14 protein-coding genes are annotated in these 17,087 nt (G+C 43.5%); 7 read left to right on the top strand and 7 right to left on the bottom strand.

Features of this window, described 5'->3' with window-relative positions; translation table 11 throughout:
* Positions 1 to 504: 504 nt before the first annotated feature.
* Together DL796_RS01400 and DL796_RS01395 are read left to right on the top strand one after the other, a co-directional pair.
* Positions 505 to 1,014, top strand: a complete 510-nt coding sequence (locus DL796_RS01400) for a hypothetical protein (protein ID WP_146205064.1) — start codon at positions 505 to 507, stop codon at positions 1,012 to 1,014.
* Complete coding sequence (locus tag DL796_RS01395; protein ID WP_110199252.1) at positions 1,007 to 2,164, top strand: hypothetical protein; 1,158 nt, start codon at positions 1,007 to 1,009, stop codon at positions 2,162 to 2,164. The genes DL796_RS01400 and DL796_RS01395 overlap by 8 nt, the downstream gene beginning before the upstream one ends.
* Before the next feature lie 45 nt (positions 2,165 to 2,209).
* Here the strand turns inward: DL796_RS01395 and ctlX are convergent, their stop codons facing one another.
* Positions 2,210 to 3,136, bottom strand: a complete 927-nt coding sequence (gene ctlX, locus DL796_RS01390; protein WP_227592926.1) for a citrulline utilization hydrolase CtlX — start codon at positions 3,134 to 3,136, stop codon at positions 2,210 to 2,212.
* Positions 3,137 to 3,581: 445 nt separating this feature from the next.
* Here ctlX and DL796_RS01385 point away from each other — a divergent pair, with 445 nt between their 5' ends.
* Together DL796_RS01385 and DL796_RS01380 are read left to right on the top strand one after the other, a co-directional pair.
* On the top strand, positions 3,582 to 4,487 hold the full coding sequence (locus tag DL796_RS01385; protein ID WP_110199248.1) for a transcriptional regulator GcvA: 906 nt from the start codon (positions 3,582 to 3,584) through the stop codon (positions 4,485 to 4,487).
* Between the two features lie 219 nt (positions 4,488 to 4,706).
* Entirely contained in the window at positions 4,707 to 5,501 is a 795-nt protein-coding gene (locus DL796_RS01380; RefSeq protein WP_227592925.1) for an SDR family oxidoreductase, read from the top strand.
* A 43-nt stretch (positions 5,502 to 5,544) separates the two neighbouring features.
* On the opposite strand, the gene DL796_RS01375 is transcribed toward DL796_RS01380, so the two are convergent.
* Together DL796_RS01375 and DL796_RS01370 are read right to left on the bottom strand one after the other, a co-directional pair.
* Entirely contained in the window at positions 5,545 to 7,182 is a 1,638-nt protein-coding gene (locus tag DL796_RS01375) for a GGDEF domain-containing protein (RefSeq protein ID WP_110199244.1), read from the bottom strand.
* 222 nt (positions 7,183 to 7,404) lie between these two features.
* Positions 7,405 to 9,129 (bottom strand): M28 family metallopeptidase, encoded by a 1,725-nt coding sequence (locus DL796_RS01370; RefSeq protein ID WP_110199242.1) that lies wholly within the window; start codon positions 9,127 to 9,129, stop codon positions 7,405 to 7,407.
* 403 nt (positions 9,130 to 9,532) lie between these two features.
* On the opposite strand from DL796_RS01370, the gene DL796_RS01365 reads away from it, so the two are divergent.
* Positions 9,533 to 11,959 carry an alpha/beta hydrolase family protein gene (locus tag DL796_RS01365; RefSeq protein ID WP_227592924.1) on the top strand — a complete coding sequence of 809 codons (2,427 nt, stop codon included), beginning with the start codon at positions 9,533 to 9,535 and terminating at the stop codon, positions 11,957 to 11,959.
* A gap of 81 nt (positions 11,960 to 12,040) precedes the next feature.
* On the opposite strand, the gene DL796_RS01360 is transcribed toward DL796_RS01365, so the two are convergent.
* Together DL796_RS01360 and DL796_RS01355 are read right to left on the bottom strand one after the other, a co-directional pair.
* Positions 12,041 to 12,913, bottom strand: coding sequence for a BPSS1780 family membrane protein (locus DL796_RS01360; RefSeq protein ID WP_110199240.1), 873 nt, complete (start codon positions 12,911 to 12,913; stop codon positions 12,041 to 12,043).
* An 11-nt stretch (positions 12,914 to 12,924) separates the two neighbouring features.
* Positions 12,925 to 13,536 (bottom strand): malonic semialdehyde reductase, encoded by a 612-nt coding sequence (locus DL796_RS01355; protein WP_110199238.1) that lies wholly within the window; start codon positions 13,534 to 13,536, stop codon positions 12,925 to 12,927.
* A gap of 90 nt (positions 13,537 to 13,626) precedes the next feature.
* Here DL796_RS01355 and DL796_RS01350 point away from each other — a divergent pair, with 90 nt between their 5' ends.
* Together DL796_RS01350 and DL796_RS01345 are read left to right on the top strand one after the other, a co-directional pair.
* Positions 13,627 to 14,442, top strand: a complete 816-nt coding sequence (locus tag DL796_RS01350) for a tetratricopeptide repeat protein (RefSeq protein ID WP_146205063.1) — start codon at positions 13,627 to 13,629, stop codon at positions 14,440 to 14,442.
* A 79-nt stretch (positions 14,443 to 14,521) separates the two neighbouring features.
* Complete coding sequence (locus DL796_RS01345; protein WP_146205062.1) at positions 14,522 to 15,286, top strand: SPOR domain-containing protein; 765 nt, start codon at positions 14,522 to 14,524, stop codon at positions 15,284 to 15,286.
* On the opposite strand, the gene DL796_RS01340 is transcribed toward DL796_RS01345, so the two are convergent.
* Positions 15,283 to 15,795, bottom strand: coding sequence for a thioredoxin family protein (locus DL796_RS01340; RefSeq protein WP_110199232.1), 513 nt, complete (start codon positions 15,793 to 15,795; stop codon positions 15,283 to 15,285). The genes DL796_RS01345 and DL796_RS01340 overlap by 4 nt on opposite strands.
* Positions 15,792 to 17,060, bottom strand: coding sequence for a peptide-methionine (R)-S-oxide reductase MsrB (msrB, locus tag DL796_RS01335; RefSeq protein WP_110199230.1), 1,269 nt, complete (start codon positions 17,058 to 17,060; stop codon positions 15,792 to 15,794). The genes DL796_RS01340 and msrB overlap by 4 nt, the downstream gene beginning before the upstream one ends.
* Between the last annotated feature and the right edge of the window lie 27 nt (positions 17,061 to 17,087).

Below are 17,087 nucleotides of genomic sequence, written 5' to 3'. Positions count from 1 at the left end.
GGACCTAGAGATAGAACTTTTGAGGTGCCACCTTACTGTAGCTCACATGTGACCTCTTTTTCCAACGATAAATGTACGGTTCGGAGCGATCATCGGTTTTTCACTAGAAGAATCGTTCTAGGTGGGTACGTCTTCGGAATAATTTTTATGCTGGGCTTTATGATCTTTATGAAGGATTATTTAAAGTATGGGGAGTCTCGGCAATACTGTATTACGAATGAAATTGAACTAGAAACAGGTTATAGGAAAAGCGTATATACGGGGGGAGGAATCTCCGGCTACATACATGCAAGGTGGTGCACAATAAAGCTAAGGTATAACAACGATGGACCGGCTCTTGAGAAACTGAACTCAATATTTCTAAGCAGCAGACACTTTCCTTTCACTTTAATGCTCTTTGGTCTACTAGGCTGGGCATGCCTCTTTTTCAAAAAAGCACCTCCTCCGATTATATTCGACCGCAAGAAACGTATTGTTTATACACAATACAAAGGAAAAGTTTATGTGAGTGATTGGGATACTTTATCCATTAGTCCAACCTCAGGGCATTTATCTAATGGATTGGGGTTGGAGCTTTATACCAAAGATGAGCAGGGTAACTGGCAGCCGAAGTGGTTCTCTTTAGCGGGTTATCACTATCACTTTGAGTACTGGATAGGTTATTTGTGGGATTCAGGCTTGAGCTGGATGAAGCGTTGGGAAGGGATGCGTGGCTGGTTGATATTGTATATGGATAAAGGCCCTGATTTTGTGCATGCCCCTGTCGATAGAAAAGGACTGTTGGACTACTTTGTGCCATTCCGAAAGAAGTTACCAGACAATATGGAGCAGCAAGCCCTATCACTGATTGGCGATGATAAAGCGCCGGGCGACGAAGACTTTAGAATCAAGGAAAAAGACTATCCGCCTCATATTAAAGACTTATATAAATACTGGAACGACTGGAAGACATATCTCAACCAAACGTTGCCAAAAAAACGTCGGGAAGTTGCTAAGGGAGTCAAAAATGGGTAAAAAAATATCAGTGCTTCTTTATTTGGTAGCTTGCCTCTTAATTGTTTCCTGCGAAAGTGGAGAAAGTGATGGGCTTATATTGGGTGCTGTGGATGTTAAGAAGCAGATGCCTTTAAAATTGACATATCAAGAGTCATCAACAGGGTGGAAGTTTAATATTCCATTTCACTACTCTTTAAAAGAAAAAAGTATAGGGGATGCTCCGAGCTTTATTAAGCACAAAAAAGAGCTCAAAGCTTATAGTGTTAACTCTTTTTTTGAATTCGGTAGTGTTGGAAGTATCTATGTTTTCAAATCCGATGATGCAAACATTACAGTCGGTGATATTTTTGATAATGGAAAGGATGCAAGTTTTATTTTTGGAGATAACAATAACTATATTATTGAGTATCAAGACAAAAACATAATAGTCTACAGACAAGAGGGTGTCGGAGGTATGCTTTACACTTTATATTATGACTTTGTTGAGAGCAATGGACTGCACGTAGTATATACAAGTAGTAAAGCTGATGCCAAGCATCCGACTATTGAGAACGCTGTTGTTATATTAGAAACTAATGAAGACGATGATTTAATTTATCCAATTGTTGATGATTTGCGTCTACTAAAGGGGTTAATATCAACTAATAATAACATTGAGTCTTACATATTTCGTTGGAGTCAGTATAAAAAAGAGCTCCCTTGGCATGCCCTCAATCTGTATGAGGACGCAGTCATTAAGTTAACAAAAGAAAGTGCGAGCTTAGATATAGGAAACTCTAAGAGTTTGGAGCATAGTAAAGGTATGCCTTCACTCACGCTTGTGGCTGTTAGCAACAGCGATACAAATCTTAGAGTCTTTAATAAGGATCTGACAGATAAAGAGTTGTGGCACTATTTAAAACGTATAGATGATGAAGCTATTTCATACTATGAAAAGCGGAGCTATGAAATTGATACTGTGTATAAGGATGATACGAACTTATTGGTTAAATTCACGTATACCTATAACCCTTCTAAGCATGTTTATTTTTCAGCAAGTAAACTCTTATTAGATGATAAAAGTGTCATTATATCCGCTCAAAGTGAGACTGAACCAATGGCTCGCTTTTATTTAAGTTACTTTAATTATATTCAGGAATCTATAGACGACTCTACTTCTCAAGAATAAGACAAAGCGGCTATTTAGCCGCTTTTTTTATGGAGGACTGGTTAATTACTGCTTAGGTAAAAAGTTTTCAGCAATCATGCAGCGAGCACTGCCGCCACCAACACTTTCTATGGTGTGGATATCGCATGGAACCAGTTTGCCGTGTGCTTCGAGCTTTTGTTTTTGCTCCTTAGTGAAAGCGTTATAGGCGGATTCGGACAATACGATAAGTGGCTCATTCTTTTGATTGCGTAACTGAATGAGGTTTGCGCAGAAGTGCTTTTCGGCCTGCTCGAAGCTAATGTCGATTATTTCTTTTTGCGACTGCTTTAGTTGCTCTTCGACGTGGGCTCGTTGCTTCGGTGCCTTTATTGAGTCGAGGCAGATTACCGCGAACTGCTCACCAATGCTCATCATGACGTTGGTATGATAAAAGGGTGTGTCGTTACTGCTGGCGCTGTTGAAGGAAACCGTTTCATAGTCGCGTAGCGCGCTATATTTAGCTAAAAGCTCTGCATCACACCGCTCGGAAATAGCCGCAAAAGTTTTATTATGGCGATGATCAAATATCATAGCGCCAGTGCCTTCTAAGAAAGCGCCGTTGCTGTCACGGTGATCATTAATTTGTTTAACCTGGTAACCATTATGCGTCAGTAGCTTTTCCAAAGCCTGTGGGCGCACTTCAACCTGACGATTAGGGGTTTTCATAGGGAACAAGTCGATAGTGCCGTCTGGGCGTGTACAGAACCAATTGTTCGGGAAAACAGCGTCAGGCATCTCTGGTTCGCCGTGATGCTTGTTTAGAAGCAACACTTCTACATGGTGATCACGCAGCTGATTAACCATCACATTGAATTCTTCTAGGGCGTTTTCTTTGACTAGATAGTGCGGCGAATCTGGGGTTTGTTGAAATTCGTTGTCTTGCGCGGTTTCATGGTTAAAGCAAAAGTCCGTTGGCGGCACCATGATAATTGAGTGAGTTGTCTGAGACATAAGGGTTAAGGATTTTAAACGTGAACGTAAGATAAAAAAAAGGCTTGCAATATGCAAGCCTATTATTAGCAATTTGCGGGTCATAAGGACCAAATGGGGGTAGGTATATAAAACATGCCCGCTCGCTAAACAAAGGAGTCAGTCTATGAAACTGTTTACCAACTTACCAGAAGAGGACTTCTGGCTAGAATAAGCATCGCTTATTCCTTAAACCACTAGGCTAATCTCTTTACTCATTAAAAAAATTAACAAAGTATTTGCCTTTTGATAAGAGGTTTTGACAGAATAGAGGTATCTGGCCAATATTTGTCTAGCCCAAGCTATAACTTAATTTTAGTTTGGGCTCGCCCCTCAAGGCAGGTCAAATAATATACAGTAGTACGACCAGATGCAAACGATATTTTTTCATGGTTCAGATTAAAAAAATTAATGTTAAGGAGAGGTAATGCCTAGACGGTTGCCCCCACTGAATAGTTTAAGAGCTTTCGAAGCTGCTGCACGTCACTTAAGTTTTACTAAAGCGGCGGAAGAGTTATTCGTGACACAGGCTGCAATTAGCCACCAAATCAAGGCCTTAGAGGAATACCTTGGTGTTGAGTTATTTATTCGAAGAAATAGAAAACTCCTATTAACGGATGAAGGTCAGTTATATTGGCCTAAGATTCGTGATGTTTTTGAAAAACTAGTCAACGCTACCGAACAGGTTAAAGCGCAAGGTGCGACGGGTTCTTTGACGGTTAGCGTTATTCCAACCTTTGCCACTTTATGGTTGGTGCCTCGATTAGCAGAGTTTAGTCAGCTGTACCCTGAAATTGATGTGCGCATTAAAGCATCGGATACTGAAGTCGACTTTGTGCGTGAAGACGTTGATATCGCGATTTACTACGGTCAGGGCGAATATGCTGGCTTACATTGTGATCAGCTATTCCAAGAGCATTTAACGCCGGTTTGTTCGCCAGCGTTAGCAGAGTCTGGAACCTTGAATACTCCGCAAGATCTAGCGAACCACACGTTATTGCACGATGCATGCACTGACGAATGGAAAACTTGGATTAAGCACGCTGATGTGAAAGGTGTTAATCCAGAGCAAGGCCCTGTGTTTAGCCACTCTGGCATGGTGCTACAGGCTGCACGTCACGGACAAGGTGTGGCTATGGGCCATAGTGTTTTATCACAAATGGACTTAGACACAGCCCGATTAGTGGCGCCTTTTGATATCGTAGTCGATAGTGGTCATTCTTACGACTTAGTCTGTCCTGAAAACTCTCACGATCGCCCTAAGATCGTCGCTTTCAGAGAATGGCTCCTGTCTAAAGTCAACGAAGATGTTGATGACGAGGTCTTGTACTAATCTCAGCAAGTGTTACAGACAAGGTTCTAAATGTGCCACTCCTGCAGCGTTAGGGGTGGCATCCTTTCTTGCGGTATTTTCATAAGATAGTCTAATTTTAAGCCTCTTTCTTTATCGATCCTATTATTCAAACTATATTTCAAACAGTCCTGGTCGAGAGTGACTATTTTCGTTATAACGGTTGTTAGTCATTTGATTAATGGAATGATAGGTAAGAGCATGATTGACCTAAAAAATAAAACAGTTTGGATTACAGGCGCTTCGTCAGGGATTGGTGAAGCTCTAGCTTACGAGTTGGCGGGGCTGGGCGCTAATTTGGTGCTGTCCGCTCGACGCGTCGACGAATTAGAGCGAGTAAAGCGTGCCTGTAGTAATAGCGAGAAGCATAGCATTATTGCGTTAGATCTTGCTGACAGCTGCGGCTTCGATGCGTTAGTTGAGAAAGTGTGGCAGGATCACTCTGGTATTGATTTATTGATTAATAATGCCGGCCTAAGCCAGCGAGCTTTAGTGATGGAGACTTCGCTTGAAGTTCATCGACGCATCATGGAAGTGAATTATTTTGGCACTGTCGCTTTGACGCAAGCCATACTGCCGCACTTGCTGATGCAGAAAAGTGGAGGCGTTATCACCGTTAGCTCACTTGTTGGCAAGTTTACGACACCACTACGCTCAGCTTACTCAGCCTCGAAGCATGCCATCACTGCTTATATGGATAGTTTGCGTGCGGAATTGCACGACTCTGGTTTGCAATTCACCACTATTTATCCAGGCTTTATTCGCACTAACTTAACCTATAAAGCACTGCTGGGTGATGGCGCCGAACAAAACTCGATGGATCGAGCGCAAGAAGAGGGCATGCCACCAGAAGAGTGTGCTAAAAAGATTTTATATGCTTATCAAAAAGGGAAAGCGGAAGCTTACATTGGTGGCAAGGAGACTAAGGCTGTGTTAATGAAACGTTTTTTTCCAAGTATTTTCGCGAAGGTGGTGCGAAAAGCCAAAGTAACCTAGGCTATATAAGATATTGTACTGGGGCTAATAGAAGGGCGAGTTGCTAAATGTGGACTCGTCCTTTTTGTTTAACTTTTCCTTTAATTAAGATTTCATCGGCTTCTTCGATCAACTCTTCTGCGGATTTAGTGTCGCCAGTGGTTGTGCTAACACCACCAATAGTCACACTAATTTTAAGACTTTTTTTATCATTGGTGGTTATTGGTGTTTCGGTAATGCTGGTATGAACTCGCTTCAAAAACTGAAGCGCATCATGATGGTCGGAGACTTGAGCCGCTAAAATAAACTCGTCGCCACCATATCTACCTAGTAGGTCAAATTCACGAAGTTCTCGATGTGCGCGCTTTGCTACCGTGCGTAAAATCGTATCGCCAACAATGTGATTGTACTTATCGTTGATCTGCTTAAAGTTATCCAAATCGAGTAACGCCAGTACCAAGGTGCCATTATTGCGATGGATTCGCTGTAGCTCTTCGTTAAGTCGCTCGGTGAATGCCGAACGTCTTAGGCTATTGGTCAGAAAGTCATAGGTAGCGTCCTGATAATAGTGCCAGTGTTTGTGGATCAGGATGAGGGTTAAAACGATAAAGATGCCGATTAAAAATAGCGGTGATAGTAGACCTTGAAACTTACCCATGACTGGCGGGATCACTTGTAAATCAACCAAAAAGTCGATAATTACGGCGAAAATAAAAAGCCCTAAGGTCCATGCCATGAGCTTTGCGTAAGCTAGGTTCTCTTTGATAGCACGGTAAAATAGGTATAAGTAAAAAGGTGCTAATACAAAGGCGCTTAGGATTTGTAGGAGGTAAACCACCGAGTAAATATGGTCTATCGAAATAACAAAAGGAATTATACTGAATACAGTGAGTAGACTAATCAATGACCAATAAAACCAGCGGTGAACGCAGTACTTAAAGAAACAGGTCATGAACAAAAAGAATAGCAAAGTTAAGACACCGAACAGGGCGATATTAAATCGAAAAATAGTATTAAGCTCGATGCCCGTGGTTTGAATAAACTGCGAGTAGGTCAGTATGTAGAGCGCTTCGGCGATACAGAAAAGGCCAAAATAGAGGTGATCTTTACTATCGGTCTGTGCCGCGAAATAAAATAGTTGAACCGTTGCGATAATAACCATGATGCCAATAAACAGCATCAGCAGACTTTCCGCTTCAAGCTCTTGAGCTTTAATTTTTTCAGTTGTGTCTATTGTTGGAGCTTGACCGCTAAAGCCACCTTGGCGCACGTGATTGAAAACTCTGACTACGATCTTATTGTCTTGCTCCGCTCCGTAACGGAGTAAATTATTAGGTAACGAATAACTTCGTGAATATAGGGTCGCTTTCTGGAAGTTTGGTGGGAACTGGCCCGTTTGACCAATTTGCTGCCCGTTTAAAAATACTTTATCTGCATCCCTAAGGTGTGGGATATAGAGCGACAGGGCGCTATTAACGAGACTCTGGTCGAGCTGAAATCTGGTGTGGTAAATGGCTTCGCCGTTATAATCGTTGAAGGTTTTTTCGATGGCGAATAGGGTTTGCTGTTGTTGGCAGTCGATTTTGCTTTGGCCTATATTAACGCAAAGCGTCCAGTTATTGTTTAGCGTTAAAGGTAGCTGGGATTTGGCGGGAGCTTCTGCATAGAGGCAATCAGCATAAAAAATACTGAGTAATAGCAATCCTATAGTTGCACTAATAGTTACTAATATCGACTTTATAACAAGCCCTCCCTACTAGCATCCTATGCCAATTCCTTAGGTTTTGTAAAGCTGGAGAGTAATTGAGCCTTGGGTGTAGGACGGTTGTTCTTAAGTGTCAGAAGAATTGGAAGAGTTTGGGGGGAGTTTGAAGAGAGTAGGGAAAATCCCCACACCGCGAGAAACGGCATGGGGAGTTTGAGGTTACTGCTTTAAGCTTTCGTCACGAATGCTTTTAAATTCAGTGCCTTCGTACCAGTTCGGGAACTGATCGCTGTTGCTGAGTAAATAGCCAGCTTCAAAGAAGATTTGGACATCATCTAAAGCTGCCTGCCATACCCAGTCTTCTTGGTATTCATCACACAGCTCGTGGTAGCATTTGCCGCGCATTTCAGCCCACTTTTTGGCTGCTTCTTTATCAGCATCGTCTTGTAGCTCGGTACCGCCACCGCCATAAACAGCTGGCACACCAAACTTCGCTAAGCTGAAGTGATCAGAGCGGTAATAGCCACCACGCTCAGGTGCGCTTTCTGGGCTTAAGGCACGGTTTTGGCGCTTAGCCGCTTGCTCAACGAAGGTTTCCACTTCTGATTTCGGGTAACCAACGACGGTGAAGTCTTTCATACGACCGCTAGTATTCATACTGTCGATGTTGAAAGCACCTACAATTTTGTTCAATGGCACTGTTGGGTTAGCTGCGAAATACTTTGAACCTAGTAAACCTTGTTCTTCAGCAGTTACCGCGACAAAAGTGACGCTACGATCAGGAGCTTCGTCTAGTTGGCTGAAAGCTTCGGCAATACTGATAATGCCGGCTGTGCCTGTTGCGTTATCGATTGCACCATTGTAGATATGATCGCCATCGATTCCTTTGCGTGAACCTAGGTGATCCCAGTGCGCCATATAGATAACGTGCTCGTCAGGACGCTTTTTGCCCGGAATGGTCGCGATTACGTTAGCTGATTGCGATTCTTCGATTGTGTTGTTGATTGTGACGGATGCTGTGCTTTTTAGAGGCACTGGCTTAAACTCTTTGCTTAATGCTTTTTTCTGCATTTCAGCTAAGTCTAATCCCGATTGCTTAAATAGGTTGTGCGCTTGATCTAAAGTAATCCACATCTCAGCTTTGACCTTAGGCTCATTACCTGTGCTTGGTAAGTGATATTGTGGGCCCGACCAACTGCTAGAGACAACATTCCAGCCATAAGAAGCAGGAGCTGTATCGTGGATGATAATGGCACCAGCCGCACCTTGGCGTGCTGCTTCTTCGTATTTATAAGTCCAGCGACCGTAATAGGTCATGGCTTTGCCTTGAAAGATACCTGCGTCCGGCTGAGCAAAACCAGGGTCGTTAATCAGGATTACAGCAGTTTTGCCTTCCATATCAACGCCTTCGTAATCGTTCCAGTCGTATTCTGGAGCAACCACGCCATAACCCACGTATACCAACTCTGAGTTGTCTAAGCTAATAGATTCAACTGTTTGCGAAGTCCCAGCAACAAAATCCTTGCTGTATTCCAAAGTCGAATCGCCTAATTGCAATTCCATGCTTGAGTCTGCTTCGATGCTGATAAGCGGCACCTGTTGGAAATAGCTGTCGCCATTACCAGGCTTCGCGCCAACGGCTGCAAACTGCTTTTTCAAGTATTCAGAAGTTTTACGACCACCTTCTGTCGCAGGGCTACGACCTTCGAATTCGTCGCTCGATAAGGTTTTGACGCGCTCTTTATACACATCGAGGTCGATATTGTTATAAGCAACAAGGAAAGAACCAGCTCCCGTGTCGCTGTCTTTCTTGGTGCTTACTTCAACGGTTTGTTCTTTTTTATCAACAGCTTGCGAGCTGTCTTGGTTCTTGTTTGTGTCGTTGTCGCCACAGGCTGATAGCAACAGCGCAGCGATAGACAAACTTAAGGTTGTTTTTTTCATAGTACTACCTTTGTTTAATGAGTCGGCTCATATTACCCATGGTGCCGACGAATCTCAATGCTTTGATGGTTAAAGCTTGTTTTAAACCAGCGGGCGCTAATCCATCGGCTAGCTTGGTGCTTTAGGCGTATTTCGGCCTTCTAGCCATAATTACTGGAAGCTATATTTAAGACAAGATCAGTCTTGGTTATTGCCTTGCCAAAAGTATTTCCCCAGTATAAAGTGCATGTCAGTTTTCGTTGGAAGGCTATTCATTGCGTGCATTTCGGGGTTACAGCTGTAGCCGAGAGTGTTACTCTTGCTGAACTGCTCATGGGCCTCGAAGCGGACTATCTTCCGAGCTCTAAAGCCTACAGCATCCCAGTAGGCACAGAATCATCTTATTGCAATGTGGAGTAATTAAGTGGTTATAAAACAATCCGTCAAATCGTGGCTTGTGGCAGCTGGTATTGCTACAGGCCTAGCCTTCGCCGCTAGTAGCGAAGCCAAAGAAGCATCTACAACCGAGTTAACGCTTGAGCAAGTTATGGCCAATCCAGATTGGATCGGTAATGCTCCAGAGTCGCCTTATTGGGCTGACGATGGTCAAGCGATTTACTACCGTCAAAAAGTCAAAGGTTTCAGCGAGCGTCAATTGTGGCGTTTAGATTTGTCCAATAACAAGTTGACCACAGTAAGCGATGCTGACCTTTTCGAAGTAGACAGCAATCGTGGGACTTTGAGCCCGAACAAAAAGCTGAAGGCTTATAACTTACAGGGCGACCTGTACGTTAAGTACCTAGATTCTGGTGATGTGCGCCAACTTACTAAAACACTTGCCAATGAAGGGACTCCACAGTTTATTGGCAATGACAAAGTGGCGTATCGCAAAGGTAATTCGTTTTACAGCATCGACCTAGCTACTGGCCTCGTGACACAAATTGCCGATATTCGCCTTAAAGATGATCCTGCGAAAGAAAAGAAACCTGGTTACTTAGAAAAGCAGCAAACGCGTTACTTTGATTATGTCCGTTTAAAGCAAGAAAACCGTGCTCATAATAAAAAGCGCCACAAAGAAATCAAAGCAAGCAGTCCGCGCGCCGTTAGTGACCCTTGGTATTTAGGCAAAAAAGAAATTCATACTCTAAGTCTCTCGCCAAACGGCCAATTCGTAGTGGTGGGGACTTATGAAAAGTCTGACAAAAAAGGCCGTAGCGACAATATGCCACGCTTTGTCACCGAAGATGGTTACGTTAAAAATGAAACGGTTCGTCCTTTAGTTGGAACTTATATCCCTCGTCATGAAACGCTTTATTTATTGGATTTGGTAAGCGGTGAAAAAACTGAGCTTTCGTATGATGACTTACCAAAGCTAAGCGACGATCCATTGGCTGACATTAAGCGTGCAACCGCGAAACGTAATGGTGAAAAGTATAAAGCGGATAAAAAACCGCGTGGCGTTGCCGTGTTTGATTGGATTGCCAACCGTGGCATCGAGTGGAATGCAAAAGGCGATAAAGCGATGATCATGCTTTATTCGGACGACAATAAAGACCGCTGGTTAGTGAGCCTAGATACCGAAGATAAAGAATTGAATACCGAGCATCACTTGCGTGATTTGGCTTGGGTTAACGACTGGAACTTCAACGATTTTGGTTGGGTTAATAACGAGACTATCTTTTTTACCTCTGAAGACACGGGCTACAGTCATCTTTATGTGAAAGAGCTAGGCAGACGACCAAGCGCTTTAACCAAAGGGCGTTATATTGTCGATAGCGTGACAAAAGATCCAAACAGTAATTATTTGTATTACCGTGCGAACAAAAAACATCCTGGTATCTACGAAGTTTACCGTGTGGATGCTGATGGTGGTGACTCAGAAGCTGTGACGGATTTAGGTGGTAAGAATGATTATGTGCTGTCTCCAGATAGCTCTAAAGTCCTAATCACACACTCTGAAGCCTTGAGCCCGCCAGAGCTTTTTGTAAAGCCTGTTAAAGGTGGCGATGCGAAACAACTGACTTTTACAACCTCAGAAAAGTTTAAATCATTTAACTGGTCGAAGCCTGAATACGTTGAGATTCCTTCGCGAGAAGCGGATCAGCCAATTTATGCGCGTCTTTATAAGCCAGAAAATTTTGATGCCGAAAAAGCTGAAAAATACCCAGCGGTGATCTTTATTCACGGTGCCGGCTACCTACAGAACGCACACCAAGGCTGGTCAAATTATTTCCGTGAATTCATGTTCCATACCTTCTTGAACCAGCAAGGTTATGTGGTATTAGACATCGATTATCGCGGCTCTGCGGGCTATGGTCGTGATTGGAGAACGGCGATTTACCGCAAGATGGGCACGCCAGAAGTGGTCGATCTGATTGATGGTGCGAACTGGATGGAGGCGAACGCTAATGTTGATCGCCAAAATGTTGGTATCTATGGCGGTTCTTACGGCGGTTTCCTAACCTTTATGGGCTTGTTTACAGCGCCTGACGAGTTCGCTGCTGGTGCGGCACTGCGTCCTGTAACGGACTGGGTTCATTACAATCATCCGTACACGTCAAACATCCTCAATACACCAGAGGTTGATCCTGTGGCCTATGAGCGTAGCTCGCCGATTGAGTTTGCGGAAGGGCTAAATAAGCCGCTACTAATCGCACACGGCATGGTCGATGATAACGTATTCTTTAAAGATACAGTTCGCTTAGTTCAGCGTTTGATTGAGCTTGAGAAAACCGAGTATTTCGAAACAGCGATTTATCCAATCGAGCCGCACGGTTTTAAAGAGCCTTCGAGCTGGCTAGATGAGTACAAGCGTATTTACTACTTGTTTGAAGAGCACTTGAAAGACTAAAGCACGATAATAAGTTGTAGTTAATGAAAAAGAGGAGCCGAAGCTCCTCTTTTTTATTCTACAGCGAATACCTATTAGTGTTTATAAGCTATTCTCTGACTTCGTGATATCACCTAAAAATATCTCACGATAGGCGATGTAAGTAACGCCGATAAATATTGGCATGACTAGAGCATTAACAACCAGATCGAAAATCAAGTTAACGAAAGGGTTAGCGAGAAGACTGCCAAACATAGTTACTATTAGCGATGATAATAAAACGATAACAATACCGCAGACAATCAACGTTAATACAAACACTAATACTGCAAAGAAGTTTTTAAGACCACCCAATAAACTATTACCGAGAGATGCAAGAGCATTCTGCCCGCTAAACAATATCAAGCTGACCGCAAACCAAGTGGCTAAAGAAATAAACAAGAATAACAAAACGGCCCAAGGAATAGCTGGCGATAACTGCTTAAAAACCGAAGTGACGTAAACTTCGTCACCCGACTGGACTCTAACTAGATCGATAGCGTTAAGCGTATCAAAGCCAATTACCGACATGAGTATCAGTACGGCAACTACCACTAAAAGGATGGCTAAAACCGTATAAATCAAAAGCTGAACGACATTCGGGTGCTTGAAGGCTTCGAATAGTTGCAGCGGTTTGACACTCCTTTGCTTGGTGTAAACAGCATGCGCACCTAGCAATAAACCGGCAACTAACATCGGATTAATGATAGCAAATAGGAATGCTGTCGGCGGTAATAAAGCAGGGATCAGCGTCGTCATTAGCGAGTAAATTAGCGCGGCTATGAACCACACTTTAAAGTGTGGTGCATAGATCTCGCTTAAACTGCGCTCTAGCCAGAAAAAGCCGCGAAGTGGCGAGACAGTCTGACTTTGTGCAGGCTCGTAAGGGTTCGGGCTCTGTTCGTCCTCGTGAATAAATTCGTTATTATTGTCCATTTATCAAACCTTTAAACGATTGAGTTGACGTCATCAAAATCAAAGCGTGGGCTTCTTGGGAACAGGTCTTTCTTGGTGCCGTAACCCAGGTTGCATAAGAAGTTCACTTTAGTGCTAGTGCCAGCGAAAAATGCTTCGTTAATCTTTTTCGGACTAAATCCAGACATAGGGCCACAATCCAAACCTAAAGCGCGGGCTGCCATGATGAAGTAGCCACCTTGAAGCGAGCTGTTACGAAATGCTGTTGATTCAATAAAAGAGTCATTGCCAACGAACCAGCTCTTGGCGTCCGTGTGTGGGAATAGTTTTGGTAAATGCTCATAAAACTCCATATCCATACCAATGATGGCACAAACTGGCGCAGACATGGTTTTATCGACGTTACCTTCCATTAAACAGTCTTTAAGCTTCGCTTTGGCCTCATCACTCTTTACTAAAACTACGCGCATGGGGCAGCAGTTGGCTGAAGTCGGCGCCATTTTCACCAAATCGTGTAACTTGTGCAGTAGCTCGTCTGAAACTTCTGTATCTTCGAAATCGTTATAAGTACGCGCGTCGTTAAATAGCGTGTCGAGAGCGCTTTGGCTTAACGGCTCGGCGTGCTTTTTAGTGTTATCTGACATAATTACCTCTTTATTACTTGAATTATGGTGCATTTTACCGATTGTTTTACCATAATAAAGGTATCTTTATTGGGAAAATTGTAAACCTTGATGAAATCACTCCGATATTTTGCCTCTTCTGTGAAGAACGCGATCATGCTGAGTTTTGCCTTTTTGCTGCTTGTTGCTTGTGACGCGGACGACAAGTCGGGCGCATTGTGTGAAACGCACTTTAATGCCAAAAGCTATAAAGTGGCTGTAAAACATTGCGAAAAAGCAGTGGAGCATGATCATGCCGATGCGAAATATTATCTTGGTTTAATGTATATCGATCAGGGCAAAAAGACTGAAGGACAGGCGTTAATTGAAGCATCAGCCAAGGCAGGTTTTCATAAAGCCGAATTCCACCAAACTGTAAAGGCCCTTTTGGAAGGCGAAGACTCGGAAATAACTGCTCAAGCATTACAGCGAATGCAACAGTATGCAGAAGCGGGGGATGATGTTGCGCAATATTGGATGGGTAATGTCTTTCTATTCGGTAGCGCAAAGCAAAAACCAAGCCCGAATGAGGCCAGCTACTGGTATCAAATGGCGGTTAAACAAAATAACCATAGAGCCATGAATAACTTAGCTTGGATTAAAGCATTGGCACGCGAAAGTGAATTGTATGATCCGGCTGGGGCAGTCGAACTGGCCTTAAAAGTGGTAAAAAAATACCCCAAGAGTCATGGCTATCTCGATACATTAGCGGCAGCCTATGCGGCCAACGGTCAGTATGAATTAGCGGTAGAGGTGCAACAAAAAGTCATCGAGCTCGCTAAATCCAGCGAATGCGAAAACTGTACTCCAAAACTTGTGGAGTATTACCAAGGCCACCTTGAACACTACCTTAAAAAAGAGCCTTTAGAAGAAAGCTTGTTTGACTAACAGCTCCAGTGGTAAGCTAAACTTCGAAGGCGTTAGTTCATGCTTTCGGCTTTATGTCATTCATTTCATTAAGGAATTCATGGGATATACTCAGTCAAAAACTCTTTGCTTGATTACCATAAGTATCATCTTTGGGCTTACTGGTTGTGTCAGCAATAAGGGTGCTCTAAAGCTTACTGAGCAAGATAAACAGTGGTTCTGTGTGCCCCAACAGTCAGAGGAATGGCTGTGTGAGAAAGACGATACAAGCTTTAAGCAGTTGGCTCCAGCAAAGCCCGCAGAGACTGAATCGAAGTGGACAGTAGGCAATATACCTCAAGAAGAAAGCGTTAATGAAGTCGGTACAGAGAAGCCCGTAAAATTCGCAGAATTAGAAGAAGGGAGCGCTGAGCTGCAGGAATTAGCGACGAGCGAGCCGAAAAATAGTGATGTCCCGCCGGAGCCTGCAAGTAAACCGAGTAATATTTCTGCCGAGCTTTCAGCCGAATTTACAACCCAGTCATCGACAGAAACTTCCCTAGTAGCGCCTACTGACACCGCAGTTATTCAAGAGCCAATCAGTGCTAAAGACACACAGATCTCAAGTACAGACATTTCGCCTTGGGTTGTGCAGCTAGCGGCATACAGTACAGAGAGTTCTGCCGAGTGGCTTGTAAAAGCCATAAACCAAGGGCAGGTTTTTAAAACTCTCGTTAAAGGAAAGCACTATTTTACCGTGGCATTGCTTGGTTTTAACAGCCGATTAGAGGCTGAAAATGCCGCAGCAGAATTAAAAAAGCGCCAGCCGAGAATTTCTCCTTGGGTGCGAAGTGGCGCTTCCTTTGGAAAGAATCTGAGTCACTAGTTCTTATTGATAATATCCAGTAGCTCTATCTCTATGGGTTCTGAGGTACTTTCAACAATTCGCCCGAGCTCTTCTTGGTTTTGGTAGACGATTATCGTTGGCGTATATTTCACATCTGCTTTTTTAGCCAGCCCTTCACTATCCGACTTTTGTCTATCTAGAGTGATCAGTTGCAGTTGTATATTGGGGTTACTAAGTGCTTTTTTAAGCTGGATCAGTCTTGGGATCTCACGCTGGCTATCGTGACACCAAGTACCAAGGTACGCAGTGATTTGAGTTGGGGTAGTTACCGCATTTAGTTGCTCGAGCGCCTCGCTATTTAAAGGACTATTTCTTTTAACTGCAAACACTGGATACTGGCTTTGCAACTCGTCTATAGTCATTGGGCCTGAGGCATCCATGTGCTGAGCGAAGCGACTGTTTTCTGACTCGCTATTATCGTTATGAGGGCTTGTGCACGCAGCAATAGTTCCAAGAATAGTAGCAAAAGTTATGAGTTTGGCTGTCATGAGTCGTCCTGTTTAAAGTTAAGGCTTACTGAGTTTACGCAAAAGCGCTGACCGGTTACTGTGGGGCCGTCGTCAAAAACATGACCAAGGTGTGAGCCACACTGGGCACAGAGGATTTCTGTGCGAGTCATACCATGGCTGTGGTCTTGTTTATAAGCGATGGCTTTATTGTCCTGCGCTCGATCGAAGCTTGGCCAGCCACACCCTGCGTCAAATTTAGAGTCATGACGAAAAAGTGGCGACTCACAACAGACGCAATGATAAATGCCTTTTTCTTGATGCAAATTGTATGCGCCTGAAAAAGGTGGCTCAGTGCCATGTTGCTGGGTCACTTGATAACTGAGTGTGTCTAGCTCTTTAGCGCGCTGTTGCGCCACAGACTTAAGTGGAGGGTGGGCTATATGAAACTGACTCCACAGTTGCCAATTATGTGGAACTTGCGCGCCAATTTTCGCGGCTTGATCCAGCAAATAACCGTTAATGGCGTTGATCTCAGTAATATTGCCCTGCTGAATATCTTGTAACATCGAAGAGTTATTAGCTGCTGTGGCTTGGATAACCTTTAGCGTAATATCTTTTATGGCTTGCTCAAAGTTTAAGTCGAGGATGTCAGCTAGACGTTGATTCTCATTGATGAGGGCTAACACTGCTGGTTTCTTGTCATGATCAAGCAAAGCCCCGTTTTTGCACTGGTAAATAGCGGTTAAAGGATTAATTACTGCATTAATAAACAGCTTTTGCCAGAGAACGGTTTTAATATCTGAGTGCCACTGACCATTGACTGCTTCTAGAACATTCGAGCTTAAAAAGTCTGATGGCTCGGTGGTATGAAAACTACCAAAGGTAACAGAGCCGCGCCCTGCATAATGAACGGTGTTTGTTTCTGAGGTAAAAGCGCCGTGGGTATTGCTAGCGAAATAGATTTGTACTGGGTTTACAAAACGTAACGCTATTTGCTCATGCCCCATACCGTTTTGAAACAGGACTATTTTAGTGGTATCGCTGATAGCGTGGCTAATGGACTCTAGAGCTGTTTCTAACTGGTGAGACTTGACGCAAAGCCAAACTTGCCCTAATTCATCACATTCAGAGGCGGTTATAGGGGGAATTTCATGGTAAATTTGTTGCTCTTGGTCATGCAGACACCATAGGCTTGAGCGAGCATTGTTTTCGGCTCTGACAATTAACTGGCAATCGATAGACGCTTCGGTTAGTTTATGAGCTAACAACTGGCCAACCGCGCCAGCACCAAGAATAGAAATCATGATGTACCATCATTAATGAATTGAGAA

Source organism: Kangiella spongicola, from assembly GCF_003194565.2.
Lineage (GTDB): Bacteria > Pseudomonadota > Gammaproteobacteria > Enterobacterales > Kangiellaceae > Kangiella > Kangiella spongicola.
The sequence above is the reverse complement of the archived record's forward strand: the minus strand, read 5'-3'. Positions and strand labels throughout refer to the sequence as shown.

Bases quoted from the DNA above. Each gene is read 5' to 3' on its own strand.
- DL796_RS01340 (WP_110199232.1), bottom strand. From the start codon at position 15,795: ATGACAGCCAAACTCATAACTTTTGCTACTATTCTTGGAACTATTGCT.
- DL796_RS01385 (WP_110199248.1), top strand. From the start codon at position 3,582: ATGCCTAGACGGTTGCCCCCACTGAATAGTTTAAGAGCTTTCGAAGCT.
- msrB (WP_110199230.1), bottom strand. From the start codon at position 17,060: ATGATTTCTATTCTTGGTGCTGGCGCGGTTGGCCAGTTGTTAGCTCAT.
- DL796_RS01395 (WP_110199252.1), top strand. From the start codon at position 1,007: ATGGGTAAAAAAATATCAGTGCTTCTTTATTTGGTAGCTTGCCTCTTA.
- DL796_RS01380 (WP_227592925.1), top strand. From the start codon at position 4,707: ATGATTGACCTAAAAAATAAAACAGTTTGGATTACAGGCGCTTCGTCA.
- DL796_RS01350 (WP_146205063.1), top strand. From the start codon at position 13,627: ATGAAATCACTCCGATATTTTGCCTCTTCTGTGAAGAACGCGATCATG.
- DL796_RS01345 (WP_146205062.1), top strand. From the start codon at position 14,522: ATGGGATATACTCAGTCAAAAACTCTTTGCTTGATTACCATAAGTATC.
- DL796_RS01370 (WP_110199242.1), bottom strand. From the start codon at position 9,129: ATGAAAAAAACAACCTTAAGTTTGTCTATCGCTGCGCTGTTGCTATCA.
- DL796_RS01355 (WP_110199238.1), bottom strand. From the start codon at position 13,536: ATGTCAGATAACACTAAAAAGCACGCCGAGCCGTTAAGCCAAAGCGCT.
- DL796_RS01360 (WP_110199240.1), bottom strand. From the start codon at position 12,913: ATGGACAATAATAACGAATTTATTCACGAGGACGAACAGAGCCCGAAC.
- ctlX (WP_227592926.1), bottom strand. From the start codon at position 3,136: ATGTCTCAGACAACTCACTCAATTATCATGGTGCCGCCAACGGACTTT.